The sequence below is a fragment of the Fibrobacter sp. UBA7003 genome (assembly GCA_002449765.1).
Taxonomy (GTDB): Bacteria; Fibrobacterota; Fibrobacteria; order Fibrobacterales; family Fibrobacteraceae; genus Fibrobacter.
This window is the reverse complement of record DJXN01000012.1, coordinates 144,118-165,096: the sequence shown is the minus strand read 5'-3', so window position 1 is coordinate 165,096 and position 20,979 is coordinate 144,118. Positions and strand designations below refer to the sequence as shown.

The 20,979-nt window shown below is 55.9% G+C and carries 20 protein-coding genes; 14 read left to right on the top strand and 6 right to left on the bottom strand.

What is annotated here, in order from left to right:
* Positions 1 to 14: 14 nt before the first annotated feature.
* From B2952_RS08925 to B2952_RS08900, 6 genes are all read left to right on the top strand, one after another.
* Positions 15 to 833: a hypothetical protein gene (locus tag B2952_RS08925; RefSeq protein ID WP_290723179.1), complete on the top strand. Its 819-nt coding sequence runs from the start codon at positions 15 to 17 to the stop codon at positions 831 to 833.
* Positions 830 to 2,116, top strand: a complete 1,287-nt coding sequence (locus tag B2952_RS08920) for a peptidylprolyl isomerase (RefSeq protein WP_290723176.1) — start codon at positions 830 to 832, stop codon at positions 2,114 to 2,116. The genes B2952_RS08925 and B2952_RS08920 overlap by 4 nt, the downstream gene beginning before the upstream one ends.
* Before the next feature lie 33 nt (positions 2,117 to 2,149).
* Positions 2,150 to 2,839 carry a cell division ATP-binding protein FtsE gene (gene ftsE, locus B2952_RS08915; RefSeq protein WP_290723174.1) on the top strand — a complete coding sequence of 230 codons (690 nt, stop codon included), beginning with the start codon at positions 2,150 to 2,152 and terminating at the stop codon, positions 2,837 to 2,839.
* A gap of 77 nt (positions 2,840 to 2,916) precedes the next feature.
* Entirely contained in the window at positions 2,917 to 4,599 is a 1,683-nt protein-coding gene (locus B2952_RS08910) for a glycoside hydrolase family 9 protein (RefSeq protein ID WP_290728973.1), read from the top strand.
* 54 nt (positions 4,600 to 4,653) lie between these two features.
* Positions 4,654 to 5,184, top strand: coding sequence for a hypothetical protein (locus B2952_RS08905; RefSeq protein WP_290728971.1), 531 nt, complete (start codon positions 4,654 to 4,656; stop codon positions 5,182 to 5,184).
* Positions 5,172 to 5,900, top strand: coding sequence for a hypothetical protein (locus B2952_RS08900; protein ID WP_290728969.1), 729 nt, complete (start codon positions 5,172 to 5,174; stop codon positions 5,898 to 5,900). Before B2952_RS08905 ends, B2952_RS08900 begins: the two co-directional genes overlap by 13 nt.
* On the opposite strand, the gene B2952_RS08895 is transcribed toward B2952_RS08900, so the two are convergent.
* Positions 5,897 to 6,703 (bottom strand): pseudouridine synthase, encoded by an 807-nt coding sequence (locus tag B2952_RS08895; RefSeq protein ID WP_290728967.1) that lies wholly within the window; start codon positions 6,701 to 6,703, stop codon positions 5,897 to 5,899. The genes B2952_RS08900 and B2952_RS08895 overlap by 4 nt on opposite strands.
* On the bottom strand, positions 6,667 to 7,776 hold the full coding sequence (gene hisC / locus B2952_RS08890; protein ID WP_173381297.1) for a histidinol-phosphate transaminase: 1,110 nt from the start codon (positions 7,774 to 7,776) through the stop codon (positions 6,667 to 6,669). Before hisC ends, B2952_RS08895 begins: the two co-directional genes overlap by 37 nt.
* 116 nt (positions 7,777 to 7,892) lie before the next feature.
* On the opposite strand from hisC, the gene B2952_RS08885 reads away from it, so the two are divergent.
* Positions 7,893 to 8,447, top strand: coding sequence for a ribonuclease domain-containing protein (locus tag B2952_RS08885; RefSeq protein WP_290723160.1), 555 nt, complete (start codon positions 7,893 to 7,895; stop codon positions 8,445 to 8,447).
* On the opposite strand, the gene B2952_RS08880 is transcribed toward B2952_RS08885, so the two are convergent.
* On the bottom strand, positions 8,448 to 9,383 hold the full coding sequence (locus B2952_RS08880) for an ArsR/SmtB family transcription factor (protein ID WP_290723158.1): 936 nt from the start codon (positions 9,381 to 9,383) through the stop codon (positions 8,448 to 8,450).
* A 33-nt stretch (positions 9,384 to 9,416) separates the two neighbouring features.
* Between B2952_RS08880 and B2952_RS08875 the strand changes: the two genes are divergently transcribed.
* The 3 genes from B2952_RS08875 (at position 9,417) to B2952_RS08865 (ending at position 12,035) form a co-directional block, all read left to right on the top strand.
* Positions 9,417 to 10,250, top strand: a complete 834-nt coding sequence (locus B2952_RS08875; protein ID WP_173381295.1) for a phosphatase PAP2 family protein — start codon at positions 9,417 to 9,419, stop codon at positions 10,248 to 10,250.
* A gap of 88 nt (positions 10,251 to 10,338) precedes the next feature.
* Positions 10,339 to 11,343: an FISUMP domain-containing protein gene (locus B2952_RS08870; protein WP_290723155.1), complete on the top strand. Its 1,005-nt coding sequence runs from the start codon at positions 10,339 to 10,341 to the stop codon at positions 11,341 to 11,343.
* A complete protein-coding gene (locus tag B2952_RS08865) occupies positions 11,343 to 12,035 on the top strand; it encodes a CAP domain-containing protein (protein ID WP_290734373.1) in 693 nt (230 codons plus the stop codon). Before B2952_RS08870 ends, B2952_RS08865 begins: the two co-directional genes overlap by 1 nt.
* Here B2952_RS08865 and B2952_RS08860 read toward each other — a convergent pair whose 3' ends face one another.
* Positions 12,036 to 13,079: a hypothetical protein gene (locus tag B2952_RS08860; RefSeq protein ID WP_290734375.1), complete on the bottom strand. Its 1,044-nt coding sequence runs from the start codon at positions 13,077 to 13,079 to the stop codon at positions 12,036 to 12,038.
* A 155-nt stretch (positions 13,080 to 13,234) separates the two neighbouring features.
* Between B2952_RS08860 and B2952_RS08855 the strand changes: the two genes are divergently transcribed.
* Both B2952_RS08855 and B2952_RS08850 read left to right on the top strand, forming a co-directional pair.
* Complete coding sequence (locus B2952_RS08855) at positions 13,235 to 13,954, top strand: OmpA family protein (RefSeq protein WP_173365627.1); 720 nt, start codon at positions 13,235 to 13,237, stop codon at positions 13,952 to 13,954.
* Positions 13,955 to 14,019: 65 nt separating this feature from the next.
* A complete protein-coding gene (locus B2952_RS08850; RefSeq protein ID WP_173381292.1) occupies positions 14,020 to 15,189 on the top strand; it encodes a ribose-phosphate diphosphokinase in 1,170 nt (389 codons plus the stop codon).
* 70 nt (positions 15,190 to 15,259) lie between these two features.
* Here the strand turns inward: B2952_RS08850 and B2952_RS08845 are convergent, their stop codons facing one another.
* Entirely contained in the window at positions 15,260 to 16,093 is an 834-nt protein-coding gene (locus tag B2952_RS08845) for a CvfB family protein (RefSeq protein ID WP_173365629.1), read from the bottom strand.
* Positions 16,094 to 16,188: 95 nt separating this feature from the next.
* Here B2952_RS08845 and B2952_RS08840 point away from each other — a divergent pair, with 95 nt between their 5' ends.
* Complete coding sequence (locus B2952_RS08840) at positions 16,189 to 17,181, top strand: metallophosphoesterase (RefSeq protein WP_173381291.1); 993 nt, start codon at positions 16,189 to 16,191, stop codon at positions 17,179 to 17,181.
* 33 nt (positions 17,182 to 17,214) lie between these two features.
* The gene (locus B2952_RS08835) at positions 17,215 to 19,356 is read left to right on the top strand and encodes a cytochrome c biogenesis protein (protein WP_290734378.1); all 2,142 of its coding nucleotides are present in this window, start codon (positions 17,215 to 17,217) and stop codon (positions 19,354 to 19,356) included.
* Here the strand turns inward: B2952_RS08835 and B2952_RS08830 are convergent.
* A complete protein-coding gene (locus tag B2952_RS08830; protein ID WP_290734380.1) occupies positions 19,353 to 20,954 on the bottom strand; it encodes an NAD(P)/FAD-dependent oxidoreductase in 1,602 nt (533 codons plus the stop codon). The genes B2952_RS08835 and B2952_RS08830 overlap by 4 nt on opposite strands.
* Positions 20,955 to 20,979 lie beyond the last annotated feature (25 nt).

Here is a 20,979-nt window from a genome sequence, read left to right as displayed (position 1 = left end):
CTAAATTTGGGGCGATGAAACTATTTGAGAAAATACTGGCGTGTCTTGTTTTCCTTTGCCTTTCGGCGTGTAACCTGCCGTTCGGCAAGGATGATCCGGTCGTGGTATCGGTTGGAAACAGGAAACTTACGCAGTCTGAAGTCTATCGCATGGTGCCGCAGTGGGATTCCATTTCCGACCGTGAAAAACTGGGCTTTCTGGAACGCTGGATTGACGAAGAGGTTATCTACCAAGAGGCGATGGATGCGAATGTCATGAACGACACCATCCTTTCGACGCAGATCGAAAGCACGATTCGCAAGATGGTGGTCGATTTCTACCTGCAGACGTTTGCCGATACCATGATGATAGGGGACAGCGAAAAACTGAACTACTACCAGACGCACCGGAATGACTATCTCCGTGGAAAGACGACCGTGTCGGGTGCTATCCTCCATTTCAAAGATTGGGCGAGTGCCGATGCCTACTATAAGGAAATGAAAACCCGCGTGTTCAATGTGGTCCCGACGCAGACTCCCCAGGTTAGTTCGATTGTGGAGTTCGAGAACGTGGCTGCCACGCCGGATTCTTGCATGATTCCCGATATCGTGAGCTATCCTCTCGGGAAACTCTCCGTAATGCGCTATTGCAATGGGGCGCTCAAGATGGCGGTGGTCACGGAACGTCTGGATTCTGCCGATGTCCGTCCTTACAAGGAGGTGTCCGAAGACGTGTCCAACATGGTGTGGATTGAGCATCGCAGGGCTGTCATGGATCGCCTCAAGAAAGAATGGAAAATGAAGCGTCCTATCTTTTCGAAGATGAACGTGTTTAATGAAAAGGAAAGCCAATGAAAAAGTTTGGTCTGTTAGTTTTTGCTCTGGGAACCCTTTTGTCGGCGTCTTTTGCCGCCCCGGTGCTTATGGAAGGCATTGCGGCGATTGTCGACGGCAAGCCCATTATGCGTTCGGAGTTCTTGAACAATCTTTACCATTTCCAGGAAACTCCTACGGCAGCCGCGATGAGCGAGCAGGAGCAGAAAGATTACGTTCTCGACAAGTTAATCGAAGAAAAAGTCCTTTTGAGCCGTATCGACCGTGATTCCATCGTGGTGAGCGATGCCGAAATCGACCAGCGCGTAACGGCGCACCTGACCCAGCTTGCGGCAAGCCAGAACATCAACATGGCGACGCTTGAAAAGGCTATCCGTTCGCAGCTCGGTGTGAGCATGGCGCAGTACCGCGACCAGCTTGCAAAGCAGATCCGTAGCCATGTCGAGACCCAGCGCGTTCGCCAGCGCCATGTGGGTGCGGTGAGCCCCACGAAAAAAGAAGTGGACGCTTTCTACAAGGCCTATAAGGATTCCCTGCCGAGACAGTTCAACTGCGTGCAGCTGAGCCATATCCAGTTGAAAATTGAACCGGATCCCGCTATTGTGGATTCCGTGAAGCGTATTGCGGAAGCGCTTATCGACAGCCTGAATTATGGAATCAAGTTCGAACTTCTGGCCAAGAATCATTCGCAGGATTCATCTGCCGAAAAGGGCGGCGATCTCGGTTACTTTAGGCGCGGACTTCTGGATCCGGCATTTGAACGCGCTCTCGATCAGCTGAAGAACGGCCAGTACTATTCGACCCCTGTCAAGACGGACCGCGGCTGGCATATCGTTCGTGTAATCGGCCGTAAGGAAGATGGCGTCCGTTCGGCGCACATCCTTCTCCGTACGATTCCGACGGCTGCTGATTCTGCCCGCGTATTGCGTCTTGCCGATTCACTCCGGACCACGATTAAAACGAAGGCCGATTTCTCGTTGGCCGCCAAAAAGTTCAGTACGGACAAGTCGAGCAACTTTGCTGGCGGGCTTCTGGGCTGGTTCCAGAAAAACGAGATGGAACCTGCGTATGTCGAACCGGTTGCGAACTTGAATGTGGGCGAAGTGTCGGCTCCGGTAGAAATCGACGGTTCTTACCATTTGTTCCGCCTGGACGATTCCCGCCAGATTCGTGAACTCACGCTCGAAGAGGATTACGGTAAGATCGAGGCGATGGCGGCGAATTATCTCGAAAACGAGAAACTGAACGCGCTCATCAAGAAGTGGCGCGAGGAAGTCCATATCGAAATCCGCATGACGGAATAGCTTCGGGAAAAATTGCGAGACGCGAGGTCCACCATGATTCACTTCACCCACGTGACAAAGTCCTACGAGGACAACTGGAAGGCGCTGAACAACATCACCTTCCGTATCAACAAGGGTGAATTCGTTTTCCTCACCGGGCATTCGGGTGCGGGAAAGTCGACCGTGCTCAAGTTAATTTATATGGACGAACGTCCGGATGCGGAACGCGGTGGCCAGGTGATGGTGAAGTTTACCGGCGACTGCGTTTACGACAGCAAGAGTTCCCCGGACAACAGGATACAGGCGTTCCGCCGCAAGATGGGAATCATCTTCCAGGATTTCAAGCTTTTGCCCGACAGGAACGTTTTCGAGAACGTGGCGCTCGCGCTCCGCATTGTGGGAACCCCGAGCAGCAAGATAAATGCGGCCGTTTTTGATGCGCTTGCCCTGGTGGGGATAAGCCAGAAACGATTTGCGATGCCCTATACGCTTTCGGGCGGTGAACAGCAGCGTGTGGCGATTGCCCGCGCGATGGTGCACAACCCGTACTTGCTCCTTGCGGACGAACCGACCGGAAACCTCGACCCGAAAAACGCCGACGAGGTGTTCAAGATTTTCAAGGAAATCAATGCCCGCGGGACGACCGTGGTGATGGCGACGCATAATCCGGACTTTTACCTGAATAGCCCCTTCCGCCGCCTGGTGCTTGACCACGGCGAACTCCTGACCCGTGACCTGATTTAATCGCGCTGGTTATTTTTGTAAACGGAAAAGAGGTCAAGGCCCTTTCTTTTGGGTTGTGAAAAATTTATTCTTAGGGCATGAATTTCAGCGTCCGCTACAACCATGTCGGCTACGCCCCCAGGGGGCCGAAGGTGTTTTTGCTGTCGTGCGACGTGGTGGACAATCCCCTGAAGGGGATTCAGCCCTGGTTCGAAATCCTTTCCGAAAACGGGGAACGCGTGTTCGGTGCCTCGATGGCTGAGAAGGGGCCATGCACCTATACGGACGAATTTGTATGGGAAGGGGATTTTTCGACAATCAAAAAGTCGGGAAAGTATCGTGTTTCGGTAATCAACGCGAAGGGGAACGTGCTTGCCGAATCCAAATTCTTCGAAATTTCGGACAGGCTTGTGCTGGAACAGCTTTCGTCGGCGCTCCGCTCGTTCTATTTCCAGCGTTGCGGCGTGGAACTGACTCCGGACCGTGCAGGGAAATGGGCGAGGCCTGCGGCCCATCTGGATGACAATATCGAATTCCACCCGAGCATGGAACGGAAGGGAACCTGGAATGCGCATGGCGGCTGGTACGATGCGGGCGACTACGGCAAGTATATCGTGAATGGCGGCGTTTCGGTGGCGACGCTCCTTCTGGCTGCCGAATTCGCGGATGACCGGCGTGTGACTTTCGCCAATGCTGACTTTTTCGACGCGGGCTCGTTCCGTGCGAACTTGCTCGAGGAAATCCGGTTCGAACTTGAATTTTTCCTCCGCATGCAGGACGATGACGGTGGCGTGTTCTTCAAGGTGTCGCCGGTGCGCTGGGACGGTTTTGTTTCGCCGTCGCAGTCCGATGCCCTGCAGAAACGCCAGATTCTGGGGAAATCGACCACATCGACACTGAATTTTGCAGGTGCTCTTGCGCAGGCGCATCACGTGTTTGCCCGTGCGTATCCTGGATTTGCGAAGCAGTGCCTGGATGCATCCCTCCGTGCTTACCGCTGGGCCGTCGAGAATCCCGATGTCACTTACCCGCACAATACCGAGGGTAGCGGCGGGTATGGTGACGAGCGCTACGATGACGAGTTCTTCTGGGCGCGCGCGATGCTGTTCCGCGAGGTCTGCGGAAGTATCAAGATTTGCGCGGATTGCGAACGGGATGATTGCGACCACTTCAGGAATCATCTGCTGTCGGACATGGAAAAATGCCCGCCCGATTTGGGCATGAGCTGGCGCGATACGCAGAACCTGGGCTGGATTGCGCTTGCGTTGCAGTCGCAGGACCTTGACTTGCAGGTGCGCGCACGCAACACGCTGAAGGGCGTTGCGGACAAGATCGTGAAGCTTGCTGCCGAAGATGCCTACGGGCTTTCTATCCGCAAGTTCGTATGGGGTTCCAACGGCGAAATTGCGAACCACGCGCTAACGTTGTTCCTCGCAAACGAATGGTTCCCGTCGGCCGCTTATGCGGACTGTGCAAAGCGCATGCTCGACTTTATTTTCGGCAAGAATCCGGTGGACCGTTGCTTCGTGACGGGTTCCGCGTGGAGCTCCCCGAAGTTCATCCATCATCGCATAAGCCATTCCGACGGCATCGCGGAACCTATCCCCGGGCTTCTCGCGGGCGGCATCAATGCCGACAGGCAGGACATGCACAGGTTCCCGCATTATCCGGGCCCGCAGCCGGGATTCTCGTACACGGACGAACGTTGCTCCTTTGCGAGCAACGAGACCGCCATCAACTGGAATGCCCCGCTGGTTGCGGCACTCAGCTTCTGCTGCTGATTTTTAACCGGCGCCTGTTGCACAACATTTAATTTGTTTATATATTAGAACTTGATGAAGTCTATCAGGTTCAGATTTGCAGTGTTTTACGCGCTCGTTTTGGCGTGGCTTGCATTCTGTTGCATGGCCTGTGACCCAGTGGATGAATGGGGCGATCCCGAATACTGGACAGACATTGCTGCATATAAGCCCGACAAGGTAGATTCCCTAGAATTACGCGTTACGTACCAGGCCGGGGACACGGTCTGGGCGGATACATCCGTAGTACAGGATTCGGTGAATAGGATTGTTTGCAGGGACACTTGCGACAGCCTGTTTTCGCTAGGTCGCGAGAACAAGGTTTCTGTAGATATCTCCTTCTATTGCGGCGACAAGGTCGTTGCACTGCCCACGTACGAGATTGACAGCCACTCGGAATACTGGAAACCGGATGACCTCAATTTCCGCTTTGTGGAATATGACGAACGCTCCGTCCGTGGAGATTTTGAGTTCGAGAAATTCCTGCCGCCCGAGGATACGTCCTGTGGCAAGTTCGTGAATTATGCCGCCCTGAGGTTGAAATGTTCCCACGGATGGTGCTATTAGTTGCTTGCCTGGCCTGTGCGGCGCTCGCCTTGGATGATTCGGGGTTCGCGTATTTCGAGGTGTCCCTGGGTGGTCATTATGCGTCGTACAGCATCAAGACGGAATCCTTCACGCATTGGTATCACGATACGGAACGCGACGAGATGGTCTATGACGAGGACCTCACGTACGATATCTTCTCTTTTGAAGGTGGCGGCCCGATGCTCGGTGTGCAGGCGGGATTTTCTCCTGGCGAAAGGTTCGTCTTCTTGTTGGATTTCGGTCTTTTCGTATCGATAGGCGATTCACGCTACAAACTTTATTCCCGCGACAAGGATGAATACGCCGAAACCGAGATTATGGTCCGCCCGCTCTTCGGCTTCGGGCTCAAGGTTTTCCCCTTCACGTCCAAAAACTCTGCCTTGTACGGGTTGTTTGCGGGTACTACGCTCTCTTTCATGTGGAGCGACAACCAGTGGGAAAATTATGGGATGGAGTATTGTGATTTTGATGTCGGCTTCAAGGTCGAGGCGGGCAAACTCTGGAGCATATCGGAATATTACCTTGTCGGGTTCACCTTGACTGCGGGATTTCACGTCACTGCCGCTGGCCCCAATAACGAAGAATATGGCGACGATAGATTCCGGATAGGGGAGAACCCGAAACGCGACCCCGTCGATGAATGGAATAATTTCCACTTGGGTTTGTCGTTGACCGCCGCCAGTAAGTTGTTTTAAAGTGGCTTGATTTCCCTGATTTCGCCTGGCTTTAAATTGCCCAGTGTGTATTTGTCGAACTGGATGCGCATGAGCCGCATGACTTCGTAGCCGAGGTGGGCGAGCATGCGGCGGATTTCACGGTTCTTGCCCTCGGACAATTCAATTTCGAGCCAGCAGTTCTTTTCGCCAACGCTCGCGATGGCTGCGCGCTCGGCATGCATGAATTCTTCCTTTTCGCCGAAGACGCGGGGCGGTACGTTGAAGCCGGCTTCCATTTTCGCAAGGTCGTCAGCGGAAGGTTTGCCCGCGACCTGCACGCGGTAGATTTTCAAGTGGGATTGCTTGTGGATTCTATCGCCTGCGGCTCCAGAATGACAGCGGGTTTGACTCAGCAGTGTGTCGGCCCGTTGCGTGTCGTTCGTAAAAAGCAACAATCCTTCGCTGGCGGCGTCGAGGCGGCCCACCGGCGATATGTGCGGTACGGGCCTGCAGGGGAACATCTTGGCGTATTCTTCGCGGAACAAGTCCATCACGGTCTTGCGGCCTTTTTCGTCGCTTGCGGTAGTGACGATTCCGCGGGGCTTGTTCATTGCGAAATAGAACTTCTGGGCGGCCTCGACTGGCGTGCCGTCCACAAGAATTTCGTCGTTCTCGTAGGCGGGCGTTTCGGGGGTGCGCACGATTTTACCACGCAAAGAAACCCGGCCCTCGCGGACCAGGTTTTCTGCTGCGCTGCGGCTACAGAAGCCACGCTTCGAGATGACTCGCGCGACTCCGTGAGCCTTTACTTGCCGAGATATGCCTTGATGTTTTTGAGGCATTTTTCGTTCTGCGCTTCGGTGCCCACGGTAATGCGGAGCACGTCGCCCATGGCAGGCTGCGGACGGATGATGGTGCCCTTCATCTGCAGGAACTTGAACGCGTCCATCGGATCCTTGAAACCGCTTACGGCGATGAAGTTCGCGTGGCTATCCACATAGGGGAGGCCCATTTCGCGGAAGCCGGCCTTGAGCTGTTCGAGGCCCTTCTTGTTGATTTCGCGGACCTTGTTCACGAATTCCTGGTCGTCAAGGGCGCCGATGGCGGCCGCCTGGGCGATGCTGTTCACGTTGAACGGTTCGCGCACGCGGTTGATGAGGCCGACGATTTCGGGGCGGGTGATGCAGTAGCCCACGCGCAGCCCCGCGAGGCCGTAAATCTTGCTGAACGTGCGGCAGCAGATGATGTTCCTGCCGGCATCGATGCGGCTCTTGAAATCCGGGACGAGCTCCGGCGTGTCTTCGATGAATTCGGTGTAGGCTTCGTCCATCACGAGCACGCAGGTTTCGGGCAGGCTGTCGGCGAAGTCGAGAATTTCCTTGGCGGTGAGGTCGGAGCCCGTCGGGTTGTTCGGGTTCGCGAGGAACACGATGCGGGTCTTCTCGTTCACGGCGGCGCGCATGGCCTTGAGGTCGTAGTTGTAGGCGGGGGCCGGCATGTCGACTTCAACAATCTTCGCGTTCATCGCCATAGTGGCGAGTTTGTAGACGGCGAAGGAGTGCTTGCCCATCACGGCTTCGCAGCCCTCGCCGAGGAACACCTGGGCGATCATGTCCAGGAGCTCGTTGCTGCCGTTACCCACGGCAATCTGTTCGCGCTTCACGCCGCGGAACTCTGCAATCTTTCCGATGAGGTCGTAGCTGCCGCCGTCCGGGTAAAGGTTCACTTCTTCCAGGGCCTTGCGGGCCTCTTCCATGCCCTTCGGGCTCGGGCCTACGGGGTTTTCGTTACTCGCGAGCTTGTCCACGTCTTTCGGGTCGAGGCCGAATTCGCGGGCGGTGTAGGCGATGGGTTTGCCGGTCACGTAGACGGGCTGCTTCAAGATGTGCTGTTGTGCGAGTTCGTTAATATCCATTTTTTGTTGCCAGTTGATAGTTAATAGTTTTTAGTAATCGCCCACAATATAGTTCTTTTATCGTCTGTTGCCTTGCTGTTTTGTGTGCTTGGGCCTTTTTAATGTATATTTATCGTATGAAGAATGTTTCCATAAAGATTCTACTTGCCGGTCTTGCCGCATTTTTTTTTGCTGCATGCACCGCGACGGGAGAGCCTGTCGGCAGTGATGATTCCTCGCCTAGCTTCAAAAAGGTTTCTTCGAGCAGTGTCGCAGAATCGTCCGATGCAGATGCCAAACGCATCTACGAGGTTGTAGAGGAAACCGGCCTGTACACGACCAGGGATTCCGTGGCTGCATACCTGTGCAAGTTCGACAAGTTGCCCGCGAACTATGTCGGCAAGAACGAAGGCAAAAAGCTTTACGAATCCAAGACGGGAAATACATTCGAAAAGTGGAATTTCAACCCGTTGACCACAATCGGTGTAATGATCGGTGGCGACAACTTTGACAATTTGGCCTCGAATCCGGAGAACTTTCACGAGACGTTGCCCGAAGGTTCTTACCACGAAGCCGACGTGGATTATTCCGGAGCAAATCGCGGAACCAAAAGACTCGTGTACCAGCCGGACTGCGTAATCTACTACACGTCAGACCACTACGAATCTTTCACTCAGCTGAAAATCCGTTAATTAGTTCTCTTTCGTCAAAATCATGCAGATGACGGGGAGTTTCTTGTCCACCTCGTTCTCGCTCGGGATAATTTCGCTTTCGAGAATCTTGCAGTTGAATTCCTTCATGAAGAACTCGAGCTGGCCGCGGTCAAAGCCCAGCCAGATGTGCCCGTGCGTAGTGCGGAACGATTCTTCCTTGTGCTGTGCGAGGTCAAGGAAAGCAAGCGTTCCGCCCGGCTTGAGGATGCGCACAGCCTCCTTGAGGGCGAGTCGCGGGTCTGTCGCGTGGTGCAGCACCTGGCTCATGAGCACGAGGTCGGCGTAGTCGTCGGGGAGGCCTGTCTTTGTCATGTCGGCGACTTTCGGCGTGATGTTCTTGATGCCCTTCTGCTTCAGGATTTTCGTAAGCCCGCTGATGACCTTCGGGTCGTAGTCGAGCGAGGTGACGTTCTTGCAGCGGCTTGCGAGCATGAGCGAGAGGTCGCCGCCTTCGCCGCAGCCGATATCGACCGCGTTCTCAAAAGGTATCATGAGCTTGCTGAACAGGCTAATCTGTGCCTTGAGGCTTCCGCCCGCCTGGTTCAGCTTGTGGATTTGCCCCTTGGTCTGGTCGGTGCGTTCTTCGAGCACCTGTTCGGCACGGCAACGCAGGATATCCTTGTCGGGAAGTTCGCCGTAGGCGTCGCGGATTACGGAAAGCACGCGGTTGCTGAGCAGGAGTTCTTCGCTTAAGCGGTAGTAGGCCTTGATGCCGTCGCGCCTGTCCTTGAGGAGGCCGCAGGCGGAAAGCTTCGAGAGGTGGCGGCTCGCGTTGCTCTGGTGGATGTCGAGAATATCCTTGATTTCGTTGACGGTAAATTCCGCAATGTCGAGGAGCATCAGAATCTTGAGGCGCATCTCGTCGGAAATGGCGCCGAACAAATCCATCGTCGGGGTAATCGGTTCGCGTTGCATACGCTATGCAATATAATTATTTAACTTTACGGAGTGTCGCGCTTTTCGTTGAAAATCTGCATTTTCGCTATCCTTGCCTGTTGTGTTGCGGGGGCGCCTGCATCGCAAACCGTGGAGCGCCATTACGAAGTCTCGCTTCCGCTGGACATGCCGCTGACCTTTTTTTCTGCTTTTGCGAGTGTCTACGGGAATTATCTTCTGGGCAACATGCCGGTGTCCGCACCGGAGGACATGCCTGCGCGCGAGGACCTTTTGCCGTGGGACCGCGCCATTGCGGGGCGCTACAGCGAGGCGGCGGGAGATGTGAGTACGTGGTTTGCCGTGCTTGGGGCGGCTCCTGTGGCCCTTGCGGGAATCTCCTGGTTCCGGGGGGATGCCGCCGGGGGAGATTTTGCTGCCTATACCCTGATGTTCGCGCAGGCGCTCGCTCTGCAGAACGGGTTCAATCTTGCCGTGCGTTCCATGAAGTTCTGGCCGCGTCCCTACATGTATGCGACCGGGGGGGCGGGCGCGGATGCTGCTGCGGAAGCCACGGGGGAGGCCTACGGGAGCTTCTTTAGCGGGCACGCCTCGGCAGCCTTTACGGTCGCCGTGTTTACGGGCGAGTGGTTCTCGGAAATGTACCCGAATTCCCGGTATAGGTCTCTCGTCTGGGCGGGCTCGCTCTCGCTGGCGGGCTTTGTGGGGGTGCTACGCATCGCGGCTGGCAAACACTACCTGACCGATGTCGTGATAGGTTCGCTCGCGGGGGCCGGAATAAGCCTCGCCGTGATTGAACTCCATAAAAAATCGGTACGAATTGGCCCACTTTCGATTGCCGGAGTCTGGGGCGGACCCGGAGCGCTCGGATTGAGCCTCACTTTCTAGTTTTTTAACATTTTTTTTTGACGAAGCTCCTTTTTTCCGAGCTTGTATATATATTAAGGAAAAGTTTTTACCTCTAGAGGTGTATTGAATGTTTCGACTTGTTGGCCGTTTGGCTGTGGCCTTTATTTTTGTAGCAGAATTTGCTTATGCGGACCCCGTTGTGAGGGATAGCCGCGACGGGAGAACCTACAGGGCAATCGCATCTGGAAAACTGAACTGGTTTACCGATAATCTTTCTTACCAGAAGACAGTCGCCTTCAGGGATAAAGACAAAAACGCTTTCTACAAGCAGTCGGGGTGGATGGCATCGTGCCCTGCGGGGACGCACCTTCCCGACATCCAGGAATGGACTCTCTTTGCCAAGGACCGTTTTACGGGCCCCCGCAAGCTTTCGAACGTGAAGTCCTTTGCCGGGAAGACGAGAGGCTTTTATGACATGGCGGACCCTGCGAGAAACATCCAGGGCAAGGACGCCGCCTATTTCGCGGTCGCCGACCCCGACGGGGCGCGGGCCATGATGCTCGACGTGAAGCGTGGCAATGCGAAGATGGTCACGCTCCCTCCCGAGGCGGTGGTGACGGTGCGCTGTGTCTCCGAACGCGACTTCTATGCCGAAAAGTTCGTGGACAGCAAGACGATGAAACTCACCGACCCGCGCGACAACCAGGTCTACAAGGTCGAACAGCGCGACGATAGGCTGTGGATGGTCTCGAACTTGAAATATAGCCTCACGAGCGCGAAGCAGTGCCTGCTCGAAGACACGACTTTCTGCAAGAAGTTCGGCCGCTATTACACGCATACCGAGGCGAAAAAGGCATGCCCGAGCGGCTGGCACCTGCCCGACGACGGCGAATGGCGCGATTTCCAGAAGGACCGAGCGAGGCTCAACTGGGATAACCTGGGCCGTGGCGGCTGCAAGGACTGGGACGGCTACTGCAATAGCGACATGACCGGTCATTACTGGTCCTCGACCTCCATCATGAAAAACACGGGACGTTCATGGGAATTCAGGCGGCAGGCCAAGAGTATCGACCGCACCGACCAGAATGTGCAGAAAGGACTTTATGTTCGTTGTGTAACGGAGTTGAACTGATGAAGAAGAAAGCTAGTTTCCTGAAAATCTGTGCGGCGTTGGCCGTGGCATCTTTCTTTGCCGTTGGTTGTTCCGACGATTCTTCGGCGACCAGTGGCGACGACTTTATCGATCGCGGCGAGGTGAACCTCCCGATTCCAAGTTCCAGCGCCAAGGCCCCGGCAAGTTCTTCTGCCAAGGAAGAGGCTGCGGCTTCGAGCGAAAGCAAGCCTGCGGCGTCAAGTTCTAGCGAGAAGGCTCCCACAAGCTCTGAGGCGGCATCGGCGGACTGGCGAGATTACTGTCTGGAGGTCGTAAATGCAAAGCGCGCGACGGAAGACCTTCCGCCCCTTAAACGAGCGACTGCGGAACGTGAATCCTGCGTGGAGGAACAGGCCGCCGCCGACATGAAAGCGGGCAAGGGGCATGCGAATTTCGGCAGTTGCAATGAATCGGCGCAGAATACCGGCCCTAACATCAACACCACGTGGTATGGTACCCCCGAGAAGATTGTCGATACCTACGTGAACATGATGTGGGACGACGAGAAGAAGCTCGTGACGAGCGGCGAACGCGACCCCAACAAGTCCGAGGACTATTCCTACATCGGCCACTACCTGAACATGAAGAATACGCGCTACACCTCGCTGGCGTGTGGCATCGCCTATAGCGGTGACGGCACCAAGGCCTGGTTCAACATGAACTTCTATTAATTACTTGAACGTGGAGGTCAGGCGGAAGGCGAAAGCCACGTCGCTGATTTCCTTTTCGCTGTAGATGCTGAACTGGAGCCTCGAAGAACCAATCTTCTTGTTCCAGGCGACGGTCCAGGCCCAGTCGTCGTAGGTATGCTTCGAGACGGCGTACAGGTTGTCGCGCTTGTCGATGAATTCCCATTCCACCATGAGGTCGCTCATGAGGATGTTCCAGAAACCGCTTTTGGGGGCGAAGTCGAGGCCCAGGTAGAACGGCTGGAAGTAGATTCCCGGCTGGTAGTACTTCGTTTCGGGGGCAATGTAGTTCTTCGCGTCCTTGTTGAGGTCGTCGTCCTGGGTGTAGACGCAGGAGTATTCGCCGTACAAGCGGAGAATCGGAAGGACGTTGTAGCTTGCGTAGGCGGCGATACGGTGCGTAATGTAGGCGGTGTTCTGCAGGACGTCGATGAGGTTTCCGCGGTAGGCGACCTTCATTTCGAGCGGGAAGGTGAACTTCATGTCTTCTTCCACGCGGACGTACCCGCGGTTCGCGAACTCATCCTTTGTGGCGAGCATGGCGGTCAGGTAGCTGAGACCGTGCTTCCAGCCGAGTTCGAGGGCGTTGTGGCTGTAGTCGCGCATCCAGAGGCCGCGGGCCGTGAGTTCCTTGTCCACGTAGGTACCGAAATGGGTGGACTGCGACCAGTCCGTCTTCCAGTGACCGATCTTCAGGTTCAGCACGTCGTTTTCGCTGAGCTTCCACTTGTAGTTCGCCCAGTAGAGGTCGGCGAGAATCTTGTCGTACATCTTGCCTTCGATCTTGTTGCCGAATTCCGGCGCGAAGATGCGCAGCATGATGAGGCCTTCGAGGTTGTCGCTCTTGTACTGGCCACCCACGTTGGCACGGAACCAGCCCTTGTTGAAATTGGTGGAGTCGTTGGCGATGGACTTGGTGACCTGGGTCTGGATGTTGCCCTTGAGGCTGAATTCGCCATCGATGGCGAATGCGGAGGTCGCCATGCCGGCGACTAGAAGGGCAGCTGCAATCTTCAAACGTTTCATTTATTTCTCCTACAGGAAACCGTCCGGGAAGACGGTGTACACACTCCTTGAAAATCCGTTGACAAAGATAGAATTGTGCACCCTTTTTTCAAATACATGATTGCACGATTGTGTGATAAAATTCTATTTTTGGCGCGTAAATTGAGAGGTTCTTTATGAAGGTATCCGCTTTGGCCGTGTCTGTGGCCGCTTTTTTGCTTCCGGGAACTGCGCTTGTACACGCAGGTTCGCTTGCGCCCAACAAGACGCACGCCGTGCTGAACGTCACCTACACGAACTACGATGACGTGCCGCAGGTTAAGAAAAAACTCGTATTCGTGGGGCAGAAAAAGCCGAAGAACAAGATTACGGTGACGACCGATACTTACGGCGAGGCCGCCTTCATGATTCCGCGCGAGGATTCCTATACGATCCTTTGCGAGAGCCTGACTGGCCCGTTCGAATGTGGCGAGACACCTTATGTATCCAGGACGGCAAGCACGGGCGGCATTACGGTGCTCTTTGACGACACCCGTGCCGAACTTACCGGCGTGAACTTCAAGGCGGGCAGTGCGGAACTGATTCCCTCTTCACTCAAGACGCTGGACAATGCGATTGCCGGCCTCAAGCGGAACGCGAAGGCCAAAATCGAAATCGAAGGCCACACCAGCAGCGAAGGTAGCGAAAGCTTTAACCAGAAACTTTCCGAAGACCGTGCGAATAGCGTCATGGAATACATGATTAGCAAGGGAATCGCGAAGGACCGCGTGAGCGCCGTGGGCTACGGTTCCAGCCATCCCAAGCAAGACAACGCTACAGAAGCGGGCCGCAAGGCGAACCGCCGCATCGAAATCCGCGTCGTGAACAAGGACGAAGTCGGGGCTTCCGAGGAATAAAGCTATATTTTACCCACCCAAAGGTTTAACTCTCAAAGGTTCAACTCTCAAATCAAGGCAAAAATATGTCAGATCGTTTTATCGTGACCGGAAACTTTACCGATGATCCGTTCGCCATCGACATGGCGCAGTACATCGGAATCCGTGAAGACATCTCCGACGTGGTCTCCCTGAAGACCTTCGCCAACTCCGAATTCTGCCCTCGCTACATGCTGGACGTGGACGACATGGAACATATCGGCCGCCGTCTGGAAGGTAAGATCGTGTTGATTTGCTCGGTTTCGAACCATGAACGCAGCCGTAACGACTACGCCATGCGCAACTGCATCCTGGCCCGCGCCGCGAAGGACAATGGTGCCGAGCAGGTGGTGCTTGTTGAACCCGACCTGTTCTACAGCGCTCAGGACAGAGGCCCCCACCGCATCGGCGAACTCGAAAAGGACCGTCCGGATGTCGACCTCAAGAAGTTCGATGGCCAGGCCTTCACGAGCCTCCTCTATGCCGAACTCCTGAAGAAGTCCGGTGTCGACGCCGTGGTGACCGTGCACAACCACAGCATCAAGGTGCAGAACCTGTTTGCCGACATCTTCGGCAAGGACAATTTCCACAACCTGATTCCGACCGACGTCTATGCCCACTACATCAAGAACAGCAACTTCGTGCAGACCGGCAAGGACGGCAACAACCTGGTGATCGTCTCTCCGGACAAGGGCGCTCGCCCGTTCATGAACGCCGTCTACGAGGCACTCGACCTGCCGGAATGCAAGCGCGTGGTGATGGACAAGGTCCGTACCGGCGAACGTGAAATCAGCATGACCTTCAACCCGGAACTCTCCGACATCAGCATCGAGGAAATCCAGGGCAAGGACGTGATTGTGTTCGATGACATGGTGCGTACGGGTACGACCATCGTGCAGTGCTGCGAGCATATCAAGAAGGGTAATCCGAACCGCGTGTGCTTCGGCGTGACGCACTTCCACACGAGCCCCGAGGCCCGCGAAAAGCTCAACAGCCCGGCCATCGACGAAATCCTCACGACGTCCACCCTCCCGGACATCATGAACCGCGACTGCCAGGGTCGCCTGCGCAAGAAGCTCACCGTGATGAAACTCGGCAAGTGGATTGCCCGCCACGTGATGCAGATGTACGGACTTGACGACGGACGCTTCGAAAGGGACTTCTACAAGATAGACATGTCCTCGAAGAACCCGCGTTGGCCGCCCCAGTTCTTCTAGTCGAATCCGGCTTGAACCGATATTCGAAAGGCTCCCCGCAGGGGAGCCTTCTCTTTGTTGTTGTAAGGTGCTAGATGCTCCGGAACCCGTCGTCGTCGAGCATGATTTTCCCTTCGCGGAAGAGCGTCCCCAGGATTTTCTTGAAGGTCTTCTTCGACATGCCGAATTCGCGGCGGATGTCCTCGGGATCGCTGTGGTCGCCGTAGGGCAGGAATCCGCCCGCTTCTTCGAGTTTCTGGAGGATGGCCGCGGGGCTTTCGCTTTTCATGATGCCCTTGTAGCCCACGGGAGTGAGGTTGAGGGTTATCTTTCCATCTTCGGTAAAACGTTGTATGTAGCCTGCCATCGTGTCGCCGATGTAGATGCGCGGCGTCGCGGGATTGACCATGAGGCGTCCCGTGTAGCGGTAATCGACGAGGAAGTCGATATGGTCGCGGGTCACCTCGTAGGCGGCGAGCTGGACTTTCTGGCCGATGTGGAGTTCCGAGGTGTCGGTGTCGATGAAGCTCTTGATTTTTTCGGTCGCGACGATGCGTCCGCTCTTTTCGTCTTCGAGCACGAATACGACGCAGCGGTCGCCGCGTTCAAGTTCTCCCAGCTGCTGCTTGAAGGGGAGGAAGAGGTCCTTGTTTAAACCCCAGTCCAGGAATGCGCCGAAGCGGTTCACGTCTTTTACTTCGAGAACGGCAAATTCGCCGACGGTGGCGAGCGGCTTGTCGAGGGTCGCGATGGGGCGGTCTTCGGAATCCATGTAGACGAACACGTCGAGAATTTCGCCTTCTTGGAGCGTGAACTCGTCTCGCTTGCCGGGGAGGAGCACGCGGCCTCCCGTTTCGAGTTCCAGGTAGTAGCCCTGGGGCATGATTGCTTCGACGCGTGCGCGGTTATATTTTCCTATTTCCATGGGGGACCTTCCGTTCAAGTGTTTGTGGAGAAAGATAGCAACTGAAAAAGCATGGCGCATGCATGGGCGGAGCCATTAGTTGTTATATTGGAGGTATGACGGATTCCCTTGACTTTATTGGCGATGTTCACGGCCATTGCGATGAACTTCGAGCCCTGCTGCAGAAGCTTGGCTACGAGGAATCCATGGGCGCATTCCGCTACCCGGGTGGCGAGCGTTCCGTCGTATTTTTGGGGGACTACATCGATCGCGGGAGCCAGTCGCGCGAGGTTATAAACCTGGTGCGTGCCATGCGCGACGCAGGTTCGGCGGTCGCCCTAATGGGGAACCACGAGTTCAACGCGCTCTGTTTCTGGCAAATGAACGGCGCCGGCGGCTCTCATGTGATTCACTGCATTCCTGGGGGCTACCTGCGCGAGCACAGCTTCAACAAGGTGGCGATTCATGCGAAGACCGTGGACAGCTACCGTGGGCGCCGTGCAGAATTCGAGGACATGCTCTTGTTTTTGAGGACGCTCCCGTTCTTTATTGAAGAGGATTCGTTCCGGGCGCAGCATGCCTGCTTTGACTTGGGGGCCGCACGTGCGCTGGATGCCGTGGGCATCCGCAGTTTTGCCGACGGGAACTTTGACGAACTTATTGCCCGCGCGAACGACCAGTTCAACGAATACGCCGATTCACTCTTTGACCCGATAAACTTTTTCCTGAAGGGCCCCGAGATGGACCTGCCTGCGGGAATCACGTTCCGCGATGGCGAAAACGTTCTTCGCAAGCGTGCGCGGCTAAAATGGTGGATTGACCCGAAGGGCAGTAGCCTGCGGGAACTCGCTTTCCAGCCGGGAGTGGAACTGCCGGCCTGCGATGCGCCCGCGGAAGTCCTTGGACATGGCTATTACGGCGAGAACGAACGGCCCGTGTTCTTCGGACACTACTGGCTTACCGGACTCCCGAAACTCATACGCGACAACGTGTGTTGCCTGGACTACAGTGTGGCGGGTTACCGCGGTGATGGGCGGCTTGTCGCCTACCGTTTTGATGGCGAACAGAAACTCGACGAAAGCAAGTTCGTTTGGGTGGAGGCTGTTTAGACGAAAGTGGAAAGACGAAGGACGAAAGATTTTTTGAAAAAGTTGGCTTCGCTGAAGGTGACTGTCGCAATTCTCGTCGCTTTCCTTGTGCTTACGTTCTGGGGAACCCTGGCGCAGGCGAATGCGGAATCGGCCGGTTTTTCGGCATCGGTTGCCATCGACCGTTTTTTTGACAGCTATTTCATATGGACGCTGGGTGTGGTGCCGCTGCCTGCGTTCAAGAGTATCGCAATTCTTGCGTGCGTGAATCTTGTCGCGAGCATGGTCTTCCGGATGCCCCGCGGCTGGAAGAATGCGGGGCTCTGGCTTATGCACGTGGCGCTCCTCGTGCTTCTTGCGGGTGGCGTTGCCGGAAGCGGAATCAAGCGGGAATATAACGGGTTCGGTGTCGTAACGGCGGATTCGACGGCTTTGGATGTATCCTTGGGGAAGAACCTGAAGTTCTTTGCTGCAGACGATAGCCTTGGCATGCGTCCTGTAGAGATTGCGGATGCGTGGCCCTACTATGTGCATTTCCGTGGCGATGTCCCGATGGCGGGAAACAAGAATGTCGCGATGTATAAGGCCTATTACGACCCGTTCCATTTTGTGCCGTATGCGTTCATGGCGCTGTTCCTGCTGGGGGCGGTGTTCCATTACGTGGTGAAGGTGCGCGGTGCGCGAAAGAGCGCTGCTCAAGCATCGGCTACTCGCGTGGCTTCAAAAATCGTGCCAGTGCTGGCGTATGTTGCGTGCCTTGTCGCGATGGTGCCCGCCAATTCGCAGGCGTCGGCGCGACCGGTTCCTATTTGGGTAGGCTTGAAGGCTGATTCTCCTGTTCTTGTGGATTCTGCGGTGCGTCCCTTCGAATCTTTTGCCCGCGGGTTCCTGGACGATGTGAACGGGCGCGTGACTTACAAGTGCGGGGCTGGAGTCCCGTATTGCGAAAAGCAGGATGTTCGAAAGATTTCGGCAGGGAATGTTGTCCGCTTGATACTGAACAACCCGGAAGAGGCGAAAGACCTTGCAATATTCAAGGTGCTCCGTAGCGATGTGGCCCAGGCGCTGCACTTGCCCGAAGACCGCCGTTATGTGAGCTATGCGGACTTGCTCCCGGCGCGGAACTTGCTGGAACTCTATGCGAGCCGGGATGACAGCCATCCGGCGACTCTTGAAATGCGCCGGTTGCTTGCGAATGTCCAACAATACGAATCGATTGCGAAGCGGGTGGCGTTTTCGGTCGTGGTTGACTCCGAAACTAGTGTGGATAATTCACGCCTTGCGGCGGAAGTGCTTTACCACAAGGCGAATTTTGCATTGATAGCTTTTATCCTGGCGTTTATCGCCTGCATGCTTGCATCGCTGAATATGGTTTTCAAGTCGCGGAAAATGGATGTTGCTGCAAACGTTGCCTGCATCGCGACGGCGGGAATCCTCGCAGTGGCGTTTGCCTTGCGCACGTATGTTGCCGCACGAGCTCCGCTCTCGAGCCTGTACGAAATCGTATTGCTTGTGGCCCTGCTCTTGATGTCGTTCGAATCGGGGGCGTTTATATTCTGCAAGCGCCGCACCTTCTCGCTCATGGTTCCCGTGACATTCATGGCGGCGCTGCTATTGTTCTTTGCGAAGTTCGTGCTGGAGCCGGGCGATACGTTCCGGCCGATTCCTGCCGTATTGAATTCCTCCGTGTTCCTCACGATACACGTGTTTACGATTGCGCTCGGGTTTGCGGGCATGATTCTTTCGGGAGTTGTCGCACATGTGGCGCTGTTCCGCGCATCTTCAGAACGCACCCCGCTCGATTCGCTCCTGTATGGAACGCTCGTCTTTGGCGCGGTCTTTACCATCATTGGCACGCTTCTGGGCGGCGTGTGGGCTGATTTTGCCTGGGGGCGCTTCTGGGGGTTCGACCCGAAGGAATGTGGTGCGCTGTTTGTCATCCTGTGGGCGATGCTCCTGCTGCATTTGCGTGCGGGTCGCCTGGTGAATGTGCGCAACTTCGCCTTGCTCAACTGCTTCAACGTGATCGTTACGTTCCTCTGCTGGTTCGGCGTGAACCTGCTCGGTGTCGGGCTGCACAGCTACGGATTCCAGGGCGGCACGGCCGCATGGCTATTGGGATTTTGTGTTGCAGATACGGTCGCGGTTCTCTGGCTTGTGTCCCGGGGGCCGGCTCAGGGAAAGCCTCTGCATTAGCGGGATTTTTTTGCACGCACGGCGAGGCGAATTCCGTCTGCCGCACTCGTGACGATACCGCCGGAATATCCGGCGCCTTCGCCAAGTACGAAAAGTCCTTGCGTATTGATACTTTCGAGCGTCTCGTTGTTGCGCGTGATGCGTAGCGGGGAGCTCGTGCGCGTCTCGGGGGCTACAATCAGGCCTTCTTCGATGAATCCCGGAATCTTGCGGTCGAAATTTTGGAACCCTTCGGCGAGCGACTTGCAGATTTTCTTGTCGAGCCAGTCCCACATGTTGCATGAGGCAAGCCCGCACGGGTAGGTCGACTTGGGAAGTTCGCGGTCGGCGTGGTGGGCGAGGAATGCCTTGATGGTCTGTGCGGGGGCGGCGTAGCCCTTGCCTCCGACTTCGAATGCGTCGCATTCGGTTTTCCGCTGGAATTCAAGGCCGCCGAAAAGCGTCTCGCTTGCTTCCACGGGAACGACGATGGCGCCGTTTGCGGCCCAGCCGTTGCGCCTGCTGTAGCTCATGCCGTTGGTGGCGAGCGTCCCCGGTTCCGAAGCGCAGGGCACGAGCACTCCGCCGGGGCACATGCAGAAACTGTAGGCGCTGCTCGTCTTGTTGAGCGTCGGGGTGGCGAGGAAGTATTCGGCGGAACCCGTGAGGCGCGTATCGACACCCCTGCCAAGCTGTCTCATGTTGATGAGCGTTTGCGGATGTTCCACGCGGACGCCCATCGCAAAAGCCTTGCTTTCGAGTGCAACTCCGCGTGCGTGCAGCATAGTGTAGATGTCGCGGGCGGAATGTCCCGTGGCAAGCACGAGCGCTTCGCAACTTTTCCAGCTAGCGGCACTGTTTGCTGTCGAGACATCGCGTATCTTGATGGCGTTTACCTTCCCGTCGCTGATTTCGATATCTTCAAGCGCGGTGTCGAAATGGATCTTGCCGCCGAGTTGCACAATCTCCGCGCGGATTTTCCTCAGCATCAGCACGAGCCTGTCGGTTCCGATATGCGGCTTTGCGAACGTGACGACATGGGAATCAACTCCGAATTCCACCATGTCCCGGAGCACGGTCTCGCTGAAGATGTTGCGGGTGCGCGTGTTGAGCTTTCCGTCGCTGAATGCACCGGCCCCGCCTTCGCCGAACAGCACATTGGAATGTGCGTTGAATTTGCGGTCAACGAAGAACCTGCGGATGTCGCGGAACCTCTCCTCTACGGGCTTGCCCTGCTCGTATAAATCTACGGTGAATCCGCGACGCAGCAGGTGGAGTGCTGCCCACAGCCCTGCGGGTCCCGCGCCTACGATGTCCACGTGCGAAGCCATCGGGATGCTGTGTGCGAATTCATCGCCGTCGAGCGCCTCGCGCTCCCGCGTAGCCTCCACGAGGCCACGCGCCGCGTTTCCCGAAACGCGCAACGGCTTTTCCACGTCGAAGATGACGTTGTAGTTCCATTTCGGATCGCCCTTCCTGCGGCAATCCAGCGAGAACCTCTCCACCTCGAGATTGAAAATGCATTCGGGATGCACGCGCAGTTCTCGTGCCAGGGCCTCGCGGACTTGGCCTTTGCGGTCGAGTGCGACCTGCAGTTCTCTGAAGCGGTAGGTGAACATTGCTGTCAAAAATAAAAAACTCTGC

Coding starts and splice junctions, on each gene's coding strand:
- B2952_RS08925 (WP_290723179.1), top strand. CDS start 15: ATGAAACTATTTGAGAAAATACTGGCGTGTCTTGTTTTCCTTTGCCTT.
- B2952_RS08920 (WP_290723176.1), top strand. CDS start 830: ATGAAAAAGTTTGGTCTGTTAGTTTTTGCTCTGGGAACCCTTTTGTCG.
- ftsE (WP_290723174.1), top strand. CDS start 2,150: ATGATTCACTTCACCCACGTGACAAAGTCCTACGAGGACAACTGGAAG.
- B2952_RS08910 (WP_290728973.1), top strand. CDS start 2,917: ATGAATTTCAGCGTCCGCTACAACCATGTCGGCTACGCCCCCAGGGGG.
- B2952_RS08905 (WP_290728971.1), top strand. CDS start 4,654: ATGAAGTCTATCAGGTTCAGATTTGCAGTGTTTTACGCGCTCGTTTTG.
- B2952_RS08900 (WP_290728969.1), top strand. CDS start 5,172: ATGGTGCTATTAGTTGCTTGCCTGGCCTGTGCGGCGCTCGCCTTGGAT.
- B2952_RS08895 (WP_290728967.1), bottom strand. CDS start 6,703: ATGCCTCAAAAACATCAAGGCATATCTCGGCAAGTAAAGGCTCACGGA.
- hisC (WP_173381297.1), bottom strand. CDS start 7,776: ATGGATATTAACGAACTCGCACAACAGCACATCTTGAAGCAGCCCGTC.
- B2952_RS08885 (WP_290723160.1), top strand. CDS start 7,893: ATGAAGAATGTTTCCATAAAGATTCTACTTGCCGGTCTTGCCGCATTT.
- B2952_RS08880 (WP_290723158.1), bottom strand. CDS start 9,383: ATGCAACGCGAACCGATTACCCCGACGATGGATTTGTTCGGCGCCATT.
- B2952_RS08870 (WP_290723155.1), top strand. CDS start 10,339: ATGTTTCGACTTGTTGGCCGTTTGGCTGTGGCCTTTATTTTTGTAGCA.
- B2952_RS08865 (WP_290734373.1), top strand. CDS start 11,343: ATGAAGAAGAAAGCTAGTTTCCTGAAAATCTGTGCGGCGTTGGCCGTG.
- B2952_RS08860 (WP_290734375.1), bottom strand. CDS start 13,079: ATGAAACGTTTGAAGATTGCAGCTGCCCTTCTAGTCGCCGGCATGGCG.
- B2952_RS08855 (WP_173365627.1), top strand. CDS start 13,235: ATGAAGGTATCCGCTTTGGCCGTGTCTGTGGCCGCTTTTTTGCTTCCG.
- B2952_RS08850 (WP_173381292.1), top strand. CDS start 14,020: ATGTCAGATCGTTTTATCGTGACCGGAAACTTTACCGATGATCCGTTC.
- B2952_RS08845 (WP_173365629.1), bottom strand. CDS start 16,093: ATGGAAATAGGAAAATATAACCGCGCACGCGTCGAAGCAATCATGCCC.
- B2952_RS08840 (WP_173381291.1), top strand. CDS start 16,189: ATGACGGATTCCCTTGACTTTATTGGCGATGTTCACGGCCATTGCGAT.
- B2952_RS08830 (WP_290734380.1), bottom strand. CDS start 20,954: ATGTTCACCTACCGCTTCAGAGAACTGCAGGTCGCACTCGACCGCAAA.